Raw genomic sequence first — 16,687 nt, forward strand, 5'->3', positions numbered from 1 at the left:
AGATGTCCGACGACGACAAGTGGCAGAACCCGGTGGCGGGCTTCGGCGTGACCTTCAAGGCCATGTTCAAGAAGCGCCTCACCGAGCAGTACCCGGAGCAGCAGAAGACGACCGCCCCGCGCTTCCACGGACGGCATCAGCTCAACCGGCACCCCGACGGTCTGGAGAAGTGCATCGGGTGCGAGCTGTGCGCCTGGGCCTGTCCCGCCGACGCGATCTACGTGGAGGGCGCGGACAACACCGAGGAGGAGCGCTACTCCCCGGGCGAGCGGTACGGCGCCGTCTACCAGATCAACTACGCCCGCTGCATCCTGTGCGGGCTGTGCGTCGAGGCGTGCCCGACCCGGGCCCTGACCATGACGAACGAGTTCGAACTGGCCGACGCCAGCCGCGAGTCGCTCATCTACACCAAGGAGCAGCTGCTCGCCGGCCTCACCGAGGGCATGGTCGAGGCGCCGCACGCGATGTACCCCGGCACGGAGGACACCGACTACTACCGCGGGCAGGTGACGGGGGCCGCCCCGGGCACGGTCCGGCAGGTCGCGGTGACCAAGGGCGAGAAGCCCGAGGACGAGCCGGTGGACGCGGCGCAGGCCGAGGAGGTGCAGGCGTGAGCACCATCGCGGCAAGCCTCACCTCCACCGGCGAGGCCGTGCAGTTCTGGGTCCTCGGCACGGTCGCCGTCATCGGCGCCCTGGCCACGATCCTGATGAAGAAGGCCGTGCACAGCGCCCTCAGCCTGGCCGGGACGATGATCATCCTGGCGGTCTTCTACCTCGCCAACGGGGCGTACTTCCTGGGCGTCGTCCAGGTCATCGTCTACACCGGCGCGATCATGATGCTCTTCCTCTTCGTGGTCATGCTCGTCGGCGTCACCGCCGCCGACTCCCTGAAGGAGACCATCAAGGGGCAGCGCTGGCTGGCCGCCCTGTGCGGGCTCGGCTTCGGCATCCTGCTGATCGCCGGCATCGCCAACGCCAAGCTCACCCACTTCAACGGGCTCGGCCGGATCAACTCCGCCGGACACGTCGAGGGCCTGGCGCAGCTGATCTTCACCAAGTACGTGTTCGCCTTCGAGATCACCGGCGCGCTGCTGATCACCGCGGCCGTCGGCGCGATGGTGCTCACCCACCGCGAGCGCACCGAACGGGCCGCCACCCAGCGCGAGCTGGCCGAGAAGCGCGTCCGCGAGGGCGTGCAGCTCCCGCCGCTGCCCGCGCCCGGCGTCTACGCCCGGCACAACGCGGTGGACGTGGCCGGTCTGCTGCCGGACGGCACTCCGTCCGAGCTGACGGTCAGCAAGACGCTGCGCGCCCGCGGCCAGATCCGTGACGTGTCCAGCGAGGCGCTGAACGACCTGAAGGCGCTGGAGCAGGCGTCGGCGGAGCGCCTCGGCCGCGAGGAGGCATCCAAGTGAATCCGGTCAACTACCTGTACCTGGCGGCCCTGCTGTTCACCATCGGCGCGACCGGCGTGCTGATCCGAAAGAACGCGATCGTGCTGTTCATGTGCGTCGAGCTGATGCTCAACGCCTGCAACCTCGCCTTCGTCGCCTTCTCGCGGATGCACGGCAACCTCGACGGCCAGATCATCGCGTTCTTCACGATGGTCGTCGCCGCCGCGGAGGTCGTGGTCGGCCTGGCGATCATCGTGTCGCTGTTCCGTACCCGCCACTCGGCCTCGGTCGACGACGCCAGCCTGATGAAGCTGTAAGGGGTCGCTGTGGAGAACCTGATTGCGCTGCTGGTGGCAGCGCCCCTGCTCGGAGCGGTGGTGCTGCTGTGCGGCGGCCGGCGCCTCGACAAGGTCGGTCACTGGATCGGCACCCTGCTCGCGGCCGTCTCCTTCGGCATCGGCGCCGCCCTGTTCGCGGACATGCTGTCGCGCAGTGGCGACGACCGGACCCTGTACCAGCGCCTGTACACCTGGATCCCCGTCGAGGGCTTCCAGGCGGACATGGCCTTCCAGCTGGACCAGCTGTCGATGACGTTCGTCCTGCTGATCTCCGGGGTGGGCACGCTCATCCACGTGTACTCGATCGGGTACATGGAGCACGACGAGCGCCGCCGCCGCTTCTTCGGCTACCTCAACCTGTTCGTCGCGGCCATGCTGCTGCTGGTCATCGCCGACAACTACCTGCTGCTGTACTTCGGCTGGGAGGGCGTGGGCCTCGCCTCGTACCTCCTGATCGGCTTCTGGCAGCACAAGCCCAGCGCGGCCACCGCCGCGAAGAAGGCCTTCCTCGTCAACCGCGTCGGCGACATGGGCCTGTCGATCGCGATCATGCTGATGTTCACCACCTTCGGGACCTTCACCTTCGGGCCGGTGCTCGCCTCGGTCGGCGAGACCTCCGAGGGCACGCTGACGGCGATCGGCCTGATGCTGCTGCTGGCCGCCTGCGGCAAGTCGGCGCAGGTACCGCTGCAGTCCTGGCTCGGTGACGCGATGGAGGGCCCGACCCCGGTCTCGGCCCTGATCCACGCCGCGACCATGGTGACCGCGGGCGTGTACCTGATCGTCCGCTCGGGCGCCATCTTCAACGGGGCGCCGGACGCGCAGCTCGTGGTCACCATCGTGGGCGCGGTCACGCTGCTCTTCGGTGCGATCGTCGGTTGCGCGAAGGACGACATCAAGAAGGCCCTGGCGGGCTCGACGATGTCGCAGATCGGCTACATGATCCTCGCCGCCGGCCTCGGCCCGATCGGCTACGTCTTCGCGATCATGCACCTGGTGACGCACGGCTTCTTCAAGGCAGGCCTCTTCCTCGGCGCGGGTTCCGTGATGCACGGGATGAACGACGAGGTCGACATGCGCAAGTACGGGGGCCTGCGGAAGTACATGCCGGTCACCTTCGCCACCTTCGGACTCGGGTACCTGGCCATCATCGGCTTCCCGGGCCTGTCCGGCTTCTTCTCGAAGGACATGATCATCGAGGCGGCCTTCGCGAAGGGCGGCACCGAGGGCTGGATCCTCGGCGGCGTGACCCTGCTGGGCGCCGGCATCACGGCGTTCTACATGACCCGCGTCATGCTCCTCACCTTCTTCGGCGAGAAGCGCTGGCAGCCCGATGCGCAAGGAGAGCCGCCGCACCCGCACGAGTCCCCGAAGTCGATGACCATCCCGATGGTCATCCTGGCGTTCGGTTCGGTCTTCGCCGGCGCCTTCTTCGAGATCGGCGAGCGCTTCCTGAAGTGGCTGGAGCCCGTCACCGGTTACGAGCACGGCAACCCGCCGGTCAGCGCCACGACGGTGACCGCGGCCACCATGGTCGTCCTGGTCGTCGGCGTCGTCATCGCCTGGGCGATCTACGGCCGCAGGCCCGTCCCGGTCGTCGCCCCGCGCGGCTCGCTCCTCACCCGGGCGGCCCGCCGGGACCTGTACCAGGACGACTTCAACCACGTCGTGCTGGTGCGCGGCGGGGAGCACCTGACCCGCTCGCTCGTGTACGTCGACCACAGCCTGGTCGACGGTGTGGTCAACGGGACGGCCGCCTCGGTCGGCGGGCTCTCGGGCCGGCTCCGCAAGCTGCAGAACGGCTACGCCCGCAGCTACGCGGTCTCGATGTTCGGGGGCACGGTGGTCCTGATCGCCGCGACCCTGCTGATGAGGGCGGTGTGAAATGAGTTTCCCGCTTCTGACGGTGACGGCCGCGGTCCCCGCGGTCGGCGCGATCCTGACGGCGGCCGTCCCGGCCGCCCGCAGGACCGCCGCCAAGTGGCTCGCGCTGTTCTTCTCGCTGGCGACGCTGGCCCTGGCCGTGCTCGTCGCGGTCCGCTTCGACCCGAGCGGCGACCGCTACCAGCTCACCGAATCCCGCCCCTGGATCGCCGACTTCGGCGTCCGCTACGAACTGGGCGTCGACGGGATCGGGGTGGTGCTCATCGGGCTCACCGCGCTCCTGATCCCCTTCGTGATCGCGGCCGGCTGGCACGACGCCGACCCCCTGGAGACCAAGAGCTCCCGGTGGCGGCCGACTCAGGGCTTCTTCGCCCTGATCCTGCTGGTCGAGGCGATGGTGATCATCTCCTTCGAGGCCACCGACGTCTTCCTCTTCTACATCTTCTTCGAAGCCATGCTCATCCCGATGTACTTCCTCATCGGCGGCTTCGGGGACCGGGCCCACTCCGGTACCGACGAGAACGCGGCCGCGCAGCGCTCGTACGCGGCGGTCAAGTTCCTCCTCTACAACCTGGTCGGCGGCCTGATCATGCTGGCCGCCGTCATCGGGCTGTACGTGGTCGCCGGGAACTTCTCGCTCCAGGAGATCACCGCCGCCCGCGCCGCGGGCACGCTCGACATGGCGACCAACACCGAGCGGCTGCTCTTCCTCGGCTTCTTCTTCGCCTTCGCGGTGAAGGCCCCGCTGTGGCCGCTGCACACCTGGCTGCCGAACGCGATGGGCGAGTCCACCGCCCCGGTGGCCGTCCTGATCACCGCGGTCGTCGACAAGGTCGGCACCTTCGCGATGCTCCGCTTCTGCCTCGGGCTCTTCCCGGACGCCAGCAAGTGGGCCACGCCGGTGATCCTGGTCCTGGCCCTGATCAGCATCGTCTACGGCGCGCTGGTCGCGGTCGGCCAGCGGGACATCAAGCGGCTGGTCGCCTACGCCTCGATCTCGCACTTCGGCTTCATCATCCTGGGCATCTTCGCGATGACCTCCCAGGGCCAGTCCGGCGCCACCCTCTACATGGTCAACCACGGCCTGTCGACGGCGGCGCTGATGCTGGTGGCCGGCTTCCTGATCTCGCGGCGCGGCTCGCGGCTCATCGCCGACTACGGCGGCGTCCAGAAGGTGGCCCCGGTCCTCGCCGGCACCTTCCTCATCGGCGGCCTCGCCACCCTCTCGCTGCCGGGCCTCGCGCCGTTCGTCAGCGAGTTCCTGGTCCTGGTCGGCACGTTCGCCCGGTACCCGGTCGTCGGCATCATCGCCACCATCGGCATCGTGCTCGCCGCGCTCTACACGTTGGTGCTCTACCAGCGCACGATGACCGGCCCCGTGAAGGAGGAGGTCCGCACGATGCCGGACCTGCGCCTGCGGGAGCTGCTGGTGGTCGCCCCGCTGATCGCGCTGCTGATCGGGCTGGGCGTCTACCCGAAGGTGCTCACCGACATCGTCAACCCGGCGGTGGAGCACACCATGTCGGACGTGAAGCAGACGGACCCGAAGCCCGAGGTCGACGTCGAAGCGAAGCACGCCAAGAATGGGGAGGCGGCGAAGTGAGCACAGTGACTTCCGCCCACAGCCTGTGGACACTGGCGGCCGAGGCACCGGTCGACCGGATCCCGGCACCGACCATCGAGTACGCACAGCTCGCGCCCACGCTGATCGTGGTGGGCGCGGCGGTCCTCGGGATCCTCGTGGAGGCCTTCGTGCCCCGCAAGTCCCGTTACTACGTGCAGGTGTTCCTCGCCGTCGCGGCGCTGGCCTCGGCCTTCGCGGCGGTCGTCGGCCTCGCGGCCGGCGGGTACGGGTCGACCAAGGCCCACATCGCCGCGATGGGCGCCATCGCCGTCGACGGTCCGGCGCTGTTCCTGCAGGGCACCATCCTGCTGGCCTCGGTCGTCGCGATCTTCACCTTCGCCGAGCGGCGCCTCGACCCGGCCGCGCACGGCAACCGGGTGGACTCCTTCGCCGCCCAGGCGGCGTCCGTACCGGGCAGCGAGAGCGAGAAGGCCGCCGTCAAGGCGGGCTTCACCACCACCGAGGTCTTCCCGCTGGCGCTGTTCGCGATCGCCGGGATGCTGATCTTCCCGGCGGCCAACGACCTGCTGACGCTGTTCATCGCGCTGGAGGTCTTCTCCCTCCCGCTGTACCTGCTCTGCGCCGTCGCCCGCCGCCAGCGGCTGATGTCGCAGGAGGCCGCGGTGAAGTACTTCCTGCTGGGCGCCTTCTCCTCCGCCTTCCTCCTCTTCGGCATCGCGCTGCTCTACGGGTACGCGGGCTCGGTCTCGTACGCGGTGATCGCCGACGTGGTCGACGGCACGGTCACGAAGATCGACCCGGCGCTGGCCTCCACCATGGGCAATGACGCGCTGCTGCTGATCGGCGGGGCGCTGATCCTGATGGGGCTGCTCTTCAAGGTCGGCGCGGTCCCGTTCCACATGTGGACCCCGGACGTCTACCAGGGCGCCCCGACCCCGGTCACCGGCTTCATGGCCGCCGCGACGAAGGTCGCCGCGTTCGGCGCCCTGCTGCGGCTGCTGTACGTGGTGCTCCCGGGCCTGCGGTGGGACTGGCGGCCGGTGATGTGGGCGATCGCCATCGTCACGATGCTGGCGGGCGCGGTCATCGCCGTGACCCAGACCGACGTCAAGCGGCTCCTCGCCTACTCCTCGATCGCGCACGCGGGCTTCATCCTGGCCGGTGTGATCGCGACCTCGGCCCAGGGCGTCCAGTCCGTCCTCTTCTACCTGGGCGCGTACTCCTTCGTGACGATCGGCGCCTTCGCGGTGGTCACGCTGGTGCGCGACGCGGGCGGCGAGGCGACGCACCTGTCCAAGTGGGCGGGGCTGGGACGGCGTTCGCCGCTGACGGCGGCCGTCTTCGCGGTGTTCCTGCTGGCCTTCGCCGGCATCCCGCTGACGTCGGGCTTCACGGGCAAGTTCGCCGTGTTCCGGGCGGCGGCGGAGGGCGGCGCGGGCGCACTGGTCGTGGTCGGTGTCCTCTCGTCCGCGATCGCCGCGTTCTTCTACATCCGGGTGATCGTCCTGATGTTCTTCAGCGAGCCGAAGGCCGACGGCCCGACGGTGGCGGTCCCCTCGCCGCTGACGATGACCACCATCGCGGTGGGCGTCGCGGTCACCGTGGTCCTGGGCGTGGCACCGCAGTACTTCCTGGACCTGGCGGGGCAGGCGAGCACCTTCGTCCGCTGACCGGTTCGCGCAACGGCCAAGGGCCCGGCCCCCTTCGGGGGAGCCGGGCCCTTCTCCGTTGCACGGGGCTACCGGTGCCGGGGTGTGATCGCCGTGAGGTCGACATCGACGGTGAACGGTACGGAGACCTTCAGGCGGTCGTGGAAGATCCCCGTCGCGACGTAGGCGCCCGTGGCGGGATCCAACTCGTAGACGTAGACCACAGCACGTCCGTCCTTGTTCTCGACCCGCCAGAAGTGGACGATCCCTGCCCTGGCGTACTTCAACGGCTTGGTTTCGCGGTCACGTCCGACAGAGTCGGGCGAGACCACCTCGATGGCCAGCACCACTGCCTCGGCAGGGAACCGGGTCTGTTCCAGATCGTCTACGACGTCGGTGCGTACGACCACCACATCCGGCTCCGGCCGATTCCGTTTGTCGATGTCGATCGTGAACTCGCGAAAGATCTCGAAGTCGGCGGGGGCCGCCGACCGCAGCTGCCACTTGAACAAGTCAATGGCTCGCTCGTGGAAGATGCTCTGCGGACTCACGAAGATCAGGCTCCCGTCGATCAGCTCCGTGTGCGGAGGCAGATTCGGAAGCGTGTCCAGGTCGTCCGCTGTCCAGCCCCCTGCGGGCGGGATGGGCCAGCGGGGTCCCGGCTCCGGCTCAGGCTGCGGCGCTGCGGGTTCGACGCTCATCAGTGCTCCCATGGGGCAGAGTCTCGCGAGTGCGTTCAGCGTATCGCCGGAGTTCTCGCGAAAAGCCGCCCTTATGAGTGAGTCATATGCCCGGGGCACTTGAGGGCGGGGTTCCAGTTGTGGAAGCGGCCGGCCGGGTTCTCCTTGTACGCCCACATGTGCAGGTCGTAGTGCTTGGGCATGCCCGCCCAGTGGCCCGGCATCGGTCCGTCGAAGGGCAGCCCGAACATGCTCGGCCGGTCGTCGGCCGTCTTCAGGTCCTGGTCCCGGTCGGTGTACATCCACTCCACGGTCTGGAGCTTGCGACGGCCGTTGCGGTCCTTCTCCGTGCTGTAGAGGAGCGCGGTCGGCCTGGCCGGGTCCATCGAGCCCCAGTTGGCCTGCTTGACGTAGTGGTAGCCCATCGAGCCCACCCCGAACGGGTTGGTCATGCAGGACTCGCCCTTCGGGACGTACCCGTCCTTGAGGGCCTGCCGCTCGTCCACGTACTTGGCCGTCACCGCGATGGCCGTCGCCATGTCCCTCATGGCCTTGGCGTTGCGCGGGTCGGGGGCGGGCCCCTCGACCGCGTGCGCCGGAGCCACGGCGGCCAGGCCGAGCGACAGGGCGGCCGCACAGGTGAGGACGGTCTTCAGACTGCGTACGGACATGGCGGCGGCTCCTGGCGGTGGGGGTACGGGGTACGGGTTCCCGCTTGCGTTCGTCCGTCCACCATCCCGGCCCGTCCGGCCCGCCGCACCCGGCGCGCCGGTCCGTCCACCATCCCGGCCCGTCCGGCCCGCCGCACCCGGCGCGCCTCCGAACGGGCACCCGCGCCGCTCAGGCGCGGCCGGCGTACGCGCGGACGTCCGCGTCCGGGTCCGTGACCGCCGTGGCGAGCGCCGCGCGGGCCGCCGCGGTGTCCCGGTGGGCCAGCAGGGCGAGGACCGCGGCCTTGCGCACGTCGGCGTTGGCATCGGCCAGTGCCCCCGCCAGGGCCGGTACGGCCGCCCCGGGCGCGGCGGCCGACAGCGCGGCGGCCGCCCCGGCCCGGACCTGCCAGGCGGCGTCCGCCAGGGCCGCCACCGCCCTCCCGGCGTACCCCGCGGGGCAGCCGGCCCGGGCCAGGGCCGCCAGGGCGGCGCCGCGCACCAGCGGATCCGGATCGTCCAGCAGCGGGTCCAGCGGGGCCGGGGCCGGGGCGTGCACCGAGGCCAGCCCCTTGGCCACCGCCACCCGGACCTCGCGGGCCGGATCCGCGGCGGCCGCGGCCAGCGCCGGGACCGCGTCCACCGAGACCAGGGCCCGCACCGCGTGGATGCGGACCTCGGGGTCGGCATCGACCAGTGAGGCGGCGTACAGCCCGGCGTCGCCGAGCCGCAGGGCCCGCAGGGCTTCGAGCGCGGCCGAGCGCACCGCCGCGTCGGGTACGGCCAGCGCGGTGCGCAGCCCGGACGCCAGTTCCGGCCCGCCCGGCAGCACCTCCAGCAGCTCGCGCAGCGCGGCCGCGGCGGCCGCCCGTACGGCGGGAGCCGCGTCCGCGAGCCGTGCGGCCAGGGCCGGCCCGGCTCCGGCGGGGACGGTCTCGCCGAGCGCGGCGACGGCCGCCGCCCGGACCGCCGGATCTGGGTCGTCGAGATAGGGGGTCAGGAGGTCCAGGCCGGGTGACTCCTCCGCCAGGGCGAGCAGCTCCAGGATCCGGGGCGAGGCGCCCCCCGACCGCCCGGCGGGCCGGTCCTGCGGTCCGCCGGCCCCCTCCGGTTCGTCGGCCCCCGCGAGCGTGGCCCCGGCGTCCCCGGCCCCGGCGTCCCCGGCCCCGGCGTCCCCGGCCCCGGCGTCCGCCGGCCCGGACCCGGGCGCCGCCGGTGCCTGCGACCGCCCCGCCGTGGCCACCGGGACCAGGGCGACCTCGCCCAGGTGCCGCGAGGGGCCGCCGGCCGGGGCGAACCCGTCCACCGGCACCAGGTACGGCTCCACCGGCCGGGCCGCGAACTCCATCGCCCCCGAAGCCGACTTGCGCAGGTCCAGGTGGTGCAGCCAGCCGCTGTCGTCGCGCTCCGGGTGGTCGAGCCGTTCGTGGTAGAGGCCCCAGCGGGACTCCGTACGGGCCAGCGAGGAACGGGCGGCCATCTCCGCGCAGTCGCGGATGAAGGACACCTCCGCGCACCGCATCAGCTCGTGCGCGGTGGTCGCGCCCATCTCCGCGATCTCGCCGGTCATCCGGTCGAAGGCCGCCACGGCGAGGGAGAGCTTCGCGCCCGTCTTCGGCGGGGCCACGTAGTCGTTCACGAACCGCCGCAGCTTGTACTCCACCTGCGGCTGCGGCGGCCCGTCCGGATGGCGCAGCGGCCGGTAGATCAGCTCGTGGGCCGCCGCCACCTGTTCGGCCGGCAACTCGCCCTCGTACGCCGCGTACCGGGCCGCGTCCGCGCCCGCCAGATCGCCGAAGACGAACGCCCCGATCATGTAGTTGTGCGGTACGGACGCCAGGTCCCCGGCCGCGTAGAGCCGCGGGACCGTGGTGCGGGCGTGGTCGTCGACGCGGACGCCCGAGGCCGAGTGGCCCCCGCACAGCCCGATCTCCGAGATGTGCATCTCGATGTCGTGCGTGCGGTAGTCGTGGCCGCGGCCCGCGTGGAAGGTGCCGCGCGTCGGCCGCTCGGTGGTGTGCAGGATCGATTCCAGCGAGGCCACCGACTCCTCCGGGAGGTGGCTGAGCTTCAGGTACACCGGCCCCCGGTCCGAGGCGAGTTCGGCCGCGAACTCCGCCATCATCTGCCCCGACCAGTAGTCGGAGTCCACGAACCGCTCGCCGTGCCGGTTGACCTGGTAGCCGCCGAAGGGGTTCGCGACGTACGCGCACGCCGGCCCGTTGTAGTCCTTGATCAGCGGGTTGATCTGGAAGCACTCGATCCCGGTCAGGGCGGCGCCCGCGTGGTAGGCCATGGCGTAGCCGTCGCCCGCGTTGGTCGGGTTCTCGTAGGTGCCGTAGAGGTAGCCGGAGGCCGGCAGCCCGAGGCGCCCGCACGGGCCGGTGGCCAGGATCACCGCCCCCGCGCGCACGGTCACGAAGGCGCCCGTCCGGGTGTTGAAGGCGGCCGCGCCGATCGCCCGGCCGCCCTCGGGCGAGGTGAGGACGCGCACCGGCATCACCCGGTTCTCGATCCGGATCCGCTCCCGCATCTCGCGGCGCCGCAGCTGCCGGTAGAGGACCTTCTTGACGTCCTTGCCCTCGGGCATGGGCAGCACGTACGAGCCCGAGCGGTGGACCTGGCGCACCGCGTACTCGCCGTGCTCGTCCTTCTCGAACTTCACCCCGTACGACTCCAGGCGCTGCACCATCGCGAACCCGCGGGTGGCGGTCTGGCGGACCGTGGACTGGTCGACGATGCCGTCGTTGGCGCGGGTGATCTCGGCGACGTAGTCGTCGGGCTCCGCGCGGCCGGGAACGACGGCGTTGTTGACGCCGTCCATGCCCATGGCGAGGGCGCCGGAGTGGCGCACGTGCGCCTTCTCCAGCAGCAGGACGCGGGCCCCGTGCTCGGCGGCGGTCAGCGCCGCCATCGTGCCGGCGGTGCCGCCGCCGATGACGAGGACGTCGCAGGAGAGTTCCTCGGCGTCGCCGATCGCGGGGATGTCCACGGTGCTGCCTTTCAGAGAGAGTCGATGATCTGCTGCCGCAGGGCGGCGTGGGCCGGCGCGCGCCCGCGGTCCCGGGGATGCGGTACGGAGACCACCTCACCGGTGCCGAGCAGGGCGACGCGGTCCCCGACGAACAGGGCCTCGTCCACGTCGTGGGTGACGAAGACGACGCTCGCGCCGGTGCCGGCGAGGACGTCCACGAGGAGGTCCTGCATCTCGGCCCGGGTCTGGGCGTCGAGCGCCCCGAACGGCTCGTCCATCAGGACGGCGCGCGGGCGCGCGGCGAGGGCGCGGGCCAGTTGCACGCGCTGGCGTTGCCCGCCGGAGAGCTGGTGCGGTAGCCGGTGGGCGTGGCCGTCGAGACCGACGCGCTCCAGCCACTGCCCGGCGGCCAGCCGCCGCTCGGCGCGCGACAGCCGGCCGGAGCGCCGGATGGCGAGGGGGAGTTCGACGTTGGCGCGGACCGTGCGCCAGGGGAGCAGGGCGTCGTCCTGGAAGACCAGGGCGCGGTCGGCGTCCGGGCCGGTCAGCGGCCGCGCGTCCTGTTCGACCGTGCCGCCCAGCGGGGGCAGCAGGCCGGCCAGGGTGCGCAGCAGCGTGGACTTCCCGCATCCGGACGGGCCCACGACGGCCAGCACCTCCCCGGCCTCGACCGTCAGGTCGACCCCGTCGAGGACCACGTTCCCGCGGTGGCCGAGCCGTACGCCGCGCAGCGCGAGGGTGGCGCCGCCTTCTCGGGTGGTCAGGGTGGTCACTTCGGTGTCCCTCCGGTGGTCGTGGCCTGCGGGCCGGTACGCCGCGCGGGCTGGATCGGGAAGCGGGAGGTCCGGGGTGCGGTGGCGGGGGACGAGGACACGGCGGTGCGGGGGAGCCAGGACGTCAGGCGGCGGCCCGCGCGTTCCACGGCCGTGGACGTCAGCCAGCCCAGGGCGCCGATGGTGACCATGCCGACGAAGACGCCGGGGTAGTCGACCACCGTGTAGTCCTGCCAGGTGCGGTAGCCGACCCCGTACTCGCCGGAGATCATCTCGGCCGAGATCACGCAGATCCACGACACGCCGATGCCGACCGACAGGCCCCCGAAGATGCCCGGCAGGGCCCCCGGCAGGACCACGGAGAACAGCACCCGCGCCCGCCCGCCGCCCATCGTCAGGACGGCCTCCTCCCAGACCGGGGCCAGCGCCCGCACCGCGTGCCGCGTCGAGACCAGCACCGGGAAGAAGGCGGCCGCGCAGGTGATGAAGACGATCCCCTGCTCGTTGGAGGGGGAACATCAGGATCGCCACCGGGACCAGGGCGATGGCCGGGATCGGACGCAGCACCTCCAGCAGCGGGCCGAGGACGTCGGCCGCGATCCGGGACCGGGCGACGGCCGTGCCCGCCGCCACGCCCAGGACGGCGGCGAGCAGGAAGCCCGACACGATCCGGCGCAGGCTGGAGGCCAGGTCCTGCCAGTAGTCCGCGGTCAGGGCCCGCTCCGCGAACGTCGACGCGATCTCGCCCACGGTCGGGAACTGCTCGAAGCGCAGCCACAGGTTCACGTCGAGCGAGGTCAGCCCCTGCCACAGCAGGAGCGCCGCCCCGAGCGAAGCCGCCCGCAGCAGCCGGCGGCCGCCCGTCATGACGCCAGGGCTCCGGCCTCGGCGAAGCTCAGGATCCGCGCCCCGGACCCCTGGTGCTGATCGACGTACGACTTCGCGCCCGCCGGCGTGACGAAGGCGCGCAGCTCCGGCCCCTCCGCCACCCACACCGCCTTGTCCGCGAACCACAGCGTGCCGGTCACCGCGTCCGGCACGTACGCCGCCCGGACGTCCGCGCCGCGCGCCGCCTTCAGCAGCTCGCGCGGGGAGTCGAAGGACTGCGTGCGGGTCTGGCCCTTCAGCCACAGTTCGGCGCGGGGGGCCGCCGCCTTCGGGTACTCCGGCGCGCCGGCCGCCACCCGCTCCAGGGGCTCGGGGTCCACGAAGGCGTCCACGTCCACGTCGCCGACCAGCTTGCCCGCCTGCAGCACCGGCACGTCCTGCTTCAGCGCGTCGATCAGCTCGGGGCGCAGGGCCGGGTCGAAGGTGGCGATGCCGTTCGCGCCGTTGTAGAGGTACACCACCTCCGCCGGCAGGCCCGTCTCCTTCGCCACCGACTCGGCGGCCGCCACCGGCTCCGCGCGCAGGTGGTCGGTGGCCTTGCGCTGCGCCTTCAGGAAGTCGTCCAGTACGCCCGGCCGCTCCTTCGCGAACTTCTCGCGCACGGTGACCCCGTGGAAGGTCGGCAGGTTCAGCTCGGCGCCGTCGTACAGGGCCTTCGCCCGGCCCTCGTACGCCAGCTGCCCCGGCCACGCCACGAACTGCGACAGCGCGTCCGCGCTGCCCGCCTGGAGGGCCGAAGCTCCCACGCTGGGCTGCTGGTTGAGCTTCTGGATGCCGCTCTCCGGGTCGATCCCGGCGCGCTGCAGGGCCCGTACGAGGGTTCCGTCGGCGGCGGAGCCCACGCTGGTCGACACCTTCTTGCCGCGCAGGTCGGCGAGGGACCCCAGCTTCGAATCCGGCGCGGTGACCACGGTGTTGAGGCCGCCGCGCAGGTTGTAGCCGGTCACGGAGACGAGGTGGGTGGGCTGCTTGAGTTCCCTGCCGCGCGCCGCGTTGATGAGGAGCGGGAAATCGCCCATCGAGCCGATGTCGATCTTCCCGGCGGTCATCTGCGCGGTGATCGGGGCGCCGGTGGCGTAGTCCTGCCAGTCCACCTTGTACGTGACTCCGTCCTGCTTGCCGCGCGCGGCGAGTTCCTGCTCGAAGTAGCCGAGGGAGCGCAGCAGGGTGCCGGCGGTGACGGTGTTGATGGTCTTGGACTGGTAGCCGACGGTCACGGTGACCGTCCTGGAGCCGGACGCCCCGGAGGCGTCGCCTCCGCAGGCCGTGGCGAGCGGGGCGAGCAGCAGGGCGAGCGCGGGCGCGAGGGCCTTCGTACGCATGGGGGTGGAGCCTTTCACCGGAGCAGATAGGGCATGTTGACGGTGACCGCGCCGGTGGGGCAGCGGGCCGCGCACGGGCCGCAGTACCAGCACTCGTCCACGTGCATGTAGGCCTTGCCGTTGTCCTCGCGGATCGCGAGCGAGTCGAGCGGACACATGTCGACGCAGAGGGTGCAGCCGTCGATGCACAGGGACTCGTCGATGGTCACGGGCACGTCGCCGCGCTGGGGGACCAGAGGCATGGCTGTCTCCAGGGAAGGGGTGTGGCGGTGGTTTACAGGGAGCGGCGCAGCAGGCCGCTCATGGTGATCCGGTCGCCGCGGAAGCGGATGAACTCCAGGTCCACGGGCCGGCCGTCGCGCAGGTGGGTGAGCCGTTCCAGCATCAGGACGGCGGCCCCGCGCGGGGCCTGCAGGACGGCGGCGGAGTGCGCGTCGGCGTTGACGGCCTCGAGGGTGATCTCGGCGTGGCCGAGCGGCTGCCCGGTCAGCTGTTCCAGGAGCCGGAAGACGTCCGTGTTCTCCAGGTCGCAGCCGAGCAGTTCGGCGCCGATGTCCATCGGTACGTAGGTGAGGTCGAGGGAGAGCGGCAGGCCGTTCAGGCGCCGCAGTCGTTCGATGTAGAGCACGTCGGCGTGCTCGGGCAGGCCGAGGCGTCCGGCGACGGGGGCGGGGGCGCGGACGGGCCCGACGGTGCGGACCTCGTTGGTGACCCGGCCGTGCTCGTGCAGGGTCTCGGCCAGGCCCTGCAGGCGGTCCAGGCCGTGCGGGTACTTCTCGCAGACGACGACCGTGCCGACGCCCGGCCGGCGCTCCACCAACCGCTCGCCGCGCAGCAGGTCGAGGGCCTGGCGGACGGTGTTGCGGCCGGCGCCGTAGTCGGCGGCGAGGGTGCCCTCCAGGGGGAGGACCCCGCCGGGGTAGCCGCCCGTCAGGATCTGGTGGCGGAGCAGGTCGGCGAGCTGTCGCGCCTGGTCCGCGCGCAGCCGCCGGCGGCGCGCGGCGGCGACCGGGACGGTGTGCGTGGCGGTGCGTTCGGCTGGCATGGCAGGGAACGTACCGGGGGAGCGGGGGTGGTGGTGTTGCCGCAGTGTTGCGCCACCTGACGGCGCATTCACAAGGCTCTGAGCTGCGGTTTCGGCGGGGTGGCGGAAAGATCCGCCACCCCGCCGACCGCGTGTGCCGCCGGCTTCGGGCTAGCGCCGTCCCACGATGCGGCCGGTGACCTCGCCGAGGCCGACGCGCGTGCCGTCCGGACCGGGGGCCCAGGCGGTGAGGGTGACGGTGTCCCCGTCCTCCAGGAAGGTGCGCTTGCCGTCGGCGAGCTCGATCGCGTCGCGGCCGTTCCAGGTCAGCTCCAGCAGCGAGCCGCGCTGGCCGGTCTCGGGGCCGCTGACGGTGCCGGAGCCGTACACGTCGCCGGTGCGCAGGGAGGCGCCGTTGACGGTCATGTGCGCGAGCTGCTGGGCGGCGGTCCAGTACATCGACGCGAACGGCGGCCGCGCCACCTCCTGCCCGTTGATGGAGACGGTGATGTGCAGGTCGAAGCCGCCCGGGCGGTCGAGCTCGGCGTCGTCCAGGTAGGGCAGGAGCGGGAAGTCCCGGGCCGGCGGGGCGACGCGGGCCGCGTCCAGGGCCTCCAGCGGGGTGACCCACGCGGAGACGGAGGTGGCGAAGGACTTGCCGAGGAAGGGGCCCAGCGGCACGTACTCCCAGGCCTGGATGTCGCGCGCGGACCAGTCGTTGAGCAGGAACAGCCCGAAGACGTGGTCCTCGAAGTCGGCCAGCGGCACCGGGCGGCCCAGCTCGGAGGGGGCGCCGACGACGAAACCGACCTCCGCCTCGATGTCGAGCTTGACGGACGGGCCGAAGACGGGCGCCGGGTCGGTGGGCGCCTTGCGCTGCCCGGAAGGGCGTACGACGTCGGTCCCGGAGACCACGATCGTGCCGGAACGGCCGTGGTAACCGATGGGCAGGTGCTTCCAGTTGGGGGTCAGCGCGTCGCCGTCCGGGCGGAACATCTTCCCGACGTTGGTGGCGTGGTGCTCGCTCGCGTAGAAGTCGACGTAGTCGGCGACCTCGTACGGCAGGTGCAGCGTGACCTCGTCGAGCGGCAGCAGGTGCGGCTCGACCGTGGCCCGGTGGCCGGGGTCGGTCACCCAGGCGGTGAGCGCGCGGCGCACGTCGCGCCAGGCGGTGCGCCCGGCGGCCAGCAGCGGGTTGAGGGAGGACTGCCCGAGCAGCCCGGAGTACGGGGAACCGAGCGAGGCGGCGGCCGCCCCCGCGTCGAGCACGTGCCCGCCGATCCGCACGCCGATGCGGCGGCGGTCCTCCGCGGAGGTCGAGAAGACGCCGTACGGGAGGTTGTGCGGCCCGAACGGGTCGCCCTCGGGGAGATCGAGGGGGCTCTGCTGGGGCATGGGGTGCTGCCTCGCTTTCGACGCGGTCCGGGGGTGTCCCGGGAGCTGGTTGACACGTTACGTGGCTGACGGGACGTGTGGGAGGCCGGATTCGGGCTCTATTTGTAGGACTTGTCCAAAGGGGTCCGT

14 protein-coding genes and 1 pseudogene are annotated in these 16,687 nt (G+C 71.8%); 6 read left to right on the forward strand and 9 right to left on the reverse strand.

The annotated features are described in order from the left end of the window. The first annotated feature begins 2 nt into the window (after positions 1 to 2). The 6 genes from nuoI to nuoN are packed head-to-tail and all read left to right on the forward strand — an operon-like array spanning position 3 to position 6,873. On the forward strand, positions 3 to 614 hold the full coding sequence (nuoI, locus tag AB0D29_RS03010) for an NADH-quinone oxidoreductase subunit NuoI (protein WP_362851893.1): 612 nt from the start codon (positions 3 to 5) through the stop codon (positions 612 to 614). Beyond that, positions 611 to 1,417 carry an NADH-quinone oxidoreductase subunit J gene (locus tag AB0D29_RS03015; protein WP_362851894.1) on the forward strand — a complete coding sequence of 269 codons (807 nt, stop codon included), beginning with the start codon at positions 611 to 613 and terminating at the stop codon, positions 1,415 to 1,417. Before nuoI ends, AB0D29_RS03015 begins: the two co-directional genes overlap by 4 nt. Beyond that, a complete protein-coding gene (gene nuoK, locus AB0D29_RS03020) occupies positions 1,414 to 1,713 on the forward strand; it encodes an NADH-quinone oxidoreductase subunit NuoK (protein ID WP_030653455.1) in 300 nt (99 codons plus the stop codon). Before AB0D29_RS03015 ends, nuoK begins: the two co-directional genes overlap by 4 nt. Positions 1,714 to 1,722: 9 nt before the next feature. Next, a complete protein-coding gene (gene nuoL, locus AB0D29_RS03025; RefSeq protein WP_362851895.1) occupies positions 1,723 to 3,618 on the forward strand; it encodes an NADH-quinone oxidoreductase subunit L in 1,896 nt (631 codons plus the stop codon). 1 nt (position 3,619) lies between these two features. Continuing rightward, positions 3,620 to 5,221 carry an NADH-quinone oxidoreductase subunit M gene (locus tag AB0D29_RS03030; protein ID WP_362851896.1) on the forward strand — a complete coding sequence of 534 codons (1,602 nt, stop codon included), beginning with the start codon at positions 3,620 to 3,622 and terminating at the stop codon, positions 5,219 to 5,221. Next, positions 5,218 to 6,873 (forward strand): NADH-quinone oxidoreductase subunit NuoN, encoded by a 1,656-nt coding sequence (gene nuoN, locus AB0D29_RS03035; protein ID WP_362851897.1) that lies wholly within the window; start codon positions 5,218 to 5,220, stop codon positions 6,871 to 6,873. Before AB0D29_RS03030 ends, nuoN begins: the two co-directional genes overlap by 4 nt. A 68-nt stretch (positions 6,874 to 6,941) precedes the next feature. On the opposite strand, the gene AB0D29_RS03040 is transcribed toward nuoN, so the two are convergent. From AB0D29_RS03040 to fahA, 9 genes and pseudogenes are all read right to left on the reverse strand, one after another. Next, positions 6,942 to 7,553 carry a Uma2 family endonuclease gene (locus AB0D29_RS03040; RefSeq protein WP_362852146.1) on the reverse strand — a complete coding sequence of 204 codons (612 nt, stop codon included), beginning with the start codon at positions 7,551 to 7,553 and terminating at the stop codon, positions 6,942 to 6,944. Between the two features lie 71 nt (positions 7,554 to 7,624). Further along, positions 7,625 to 8,203: a hypothetical protein gene (locus AB0D29_RS03045; protein ID WP_362851898.1), complete on the reverse strand. Its 579-nt coding sequence runs from the start codon at positions 8,201 to 8,203 to the stop codon at positions 7,625 to 7,627. A gap of 169 nt (positions 8,204 to 8,372) precedes the next feature. Continuing rightward, a complete protein-coding gene (locus AB0D29_RS03050; protein ID WP_362851899.1) occupies positions 8,373 to 11,174 on the reverse strand; it encodes a fumarate reductase/succinate dehydrogenase flavoprotein subunit in 2,802 nt (933 codons plus the stop codon). An 11-nt stretch (positions 11,175 to 11,185) separates the two neighbouring features. Beyond that, positions 11,186 to 11,929 (reverse strand): ABC transporter ATP-binding protein, encoded by a 744-nt coding sequence (locus AB0D29_RS03055; protein WP_362851900.1) that lies wholly within the window; start codon positions 11,927 to 11,929, stop codon positions 11,186 to 11,188. Then, a pseudogene (locus AB0D29_RS03060) lies at positions 11,926 to 12,796 on the reverse strand (ABC transporter permease). Before AB0D29_RS03060 ends, AB0D29_RS03055 begins: the two are co-directional and overlap by 4 nt. Then, a complete protein-coding gene (locus AB0D29_RS03065) occupies positions 12,793 to 14,139 on the reverse strand; it encodes an ABC transporter substrate-binding protein (RefSeq protein WP_362851901.1) in 1,347 nt (448 codons plus the stop codon). The pseudogene AB0D29_RS03060 and the gene AB0D29_RS03065 overlap by 4 nt, the downstream one beginning before the upstream one ends. Positions 14,140 to 14,153: 14 nt before the next feature. Further along, positions 14,154 to 14,381 carry a ferredoxin family protein gene (locus AB0D29_RS03070; RefSeq protein ID WP_030710222.1) on the reverse strand — a complete coding sequence of 76 codons (228 nt, stop codon included), beginning with the start codon at positions 14,379 to 14,381 and terminating at the stop codon, positions 14,154 to 14,156. Between the two features lie 32 nt (positions 14,382 to 14,413). Further along, positions 14,414 to 15,184, reverse strand: a complete 771-nt coding sequence (locus AB0D29_RS03075; protein WP_362851902.1) for a GntR family transcriptional regulator — start codon at positions 15,182 to 15,184, stop codon at positions 14,414 to 14,416. 150 nt (positions 15,185 to 15,334) lie between these two features. Next, on the reverse strand, positions 15,335 to 16,558 hold the full coding sequence (fahA, locus tag AB0D29_RS03080; protein WP_362851903.1) for a fumarylacetoacetase: 1,224 nt from the start codon (positions 16,556 to 16,558) through the stop codon (positions 15,335 to 15,337). Positions 16,559 to 16,687: the final 129 nt, after the last annotated feature.

The sequence above is a fragment of the Streptomyces sp. NPDC048424 genome, from assembly GCF_040651555.1.
In the GTDB taxonomy this organism is placed as follows: domain Bacteria; phylum Actinomycetota; class Actinomycetes; order Streptomycetales; family Streptomycetaceae; genus Streptomyces.

Excerpts from the sequence above, each read along its gene's own strand:
- nuoI (WP_362851893.1), top strand. The coding sequence starts at position 3 with ATGTCCGACGACGACAAGTGGCAGAACCCGGTGGCGGGCTTCGGCGTG.
- AB0D29_RS03030 (WP_362851896.1), top strand. The coding sequence starts at position 3,620 with ATGAGTTTCCCGCTTCTGACGGTGACGGCCGCGGTCCCCGCGGTCGGC.
- AB0D29_RS03040 (WP_362852146.1), bottom strand. The coding sequence starts at position 7,553 with ATGAGCGTCGAACCCGCAGCGCCGCAGCCTGAGCCGGAGCCGGGACCC.
- AB0D29_RS03045 (WP_362851898.1), bottom strand. The coding sequence starts at position 8,203 with ATGTCCGTACGCAGTCTGAAGACCGTCCTCACCTGTGCGGCCGCCCTG.
- AB0D29_RS03065 (WP_362851901.1), bottom strand. The coding sequence starts at position 14,139 with ATGCGTACGAAGGCCCTCGCGCCCGCGCTCGCCCTGCTGCTCGCCCCG.
- AB0D29_RS03070 (WP_030710222.1), bottom strand. The coding sequence starts at position 14,381 with ATGCCTCTGGTCCCCCAGCGCGGCGACGTGCCCGTGACCATCGACGAG.
- AB0D29_RS03075 (WP_362851902.1), bottom strand. The coding sequence starts at position 15,184 with ATGCCAGCCGAACGCACCGCCACGCACACCGTCCCGGTCGCCGCCGCG.
- fahA (WP_362851903.1), bottom strand. The coding sequence starts at position 16,558 with ATGCCCCAGCAGAGCCCCCTCGATCTCCCCGAGGGCGACCCGTTCGGG.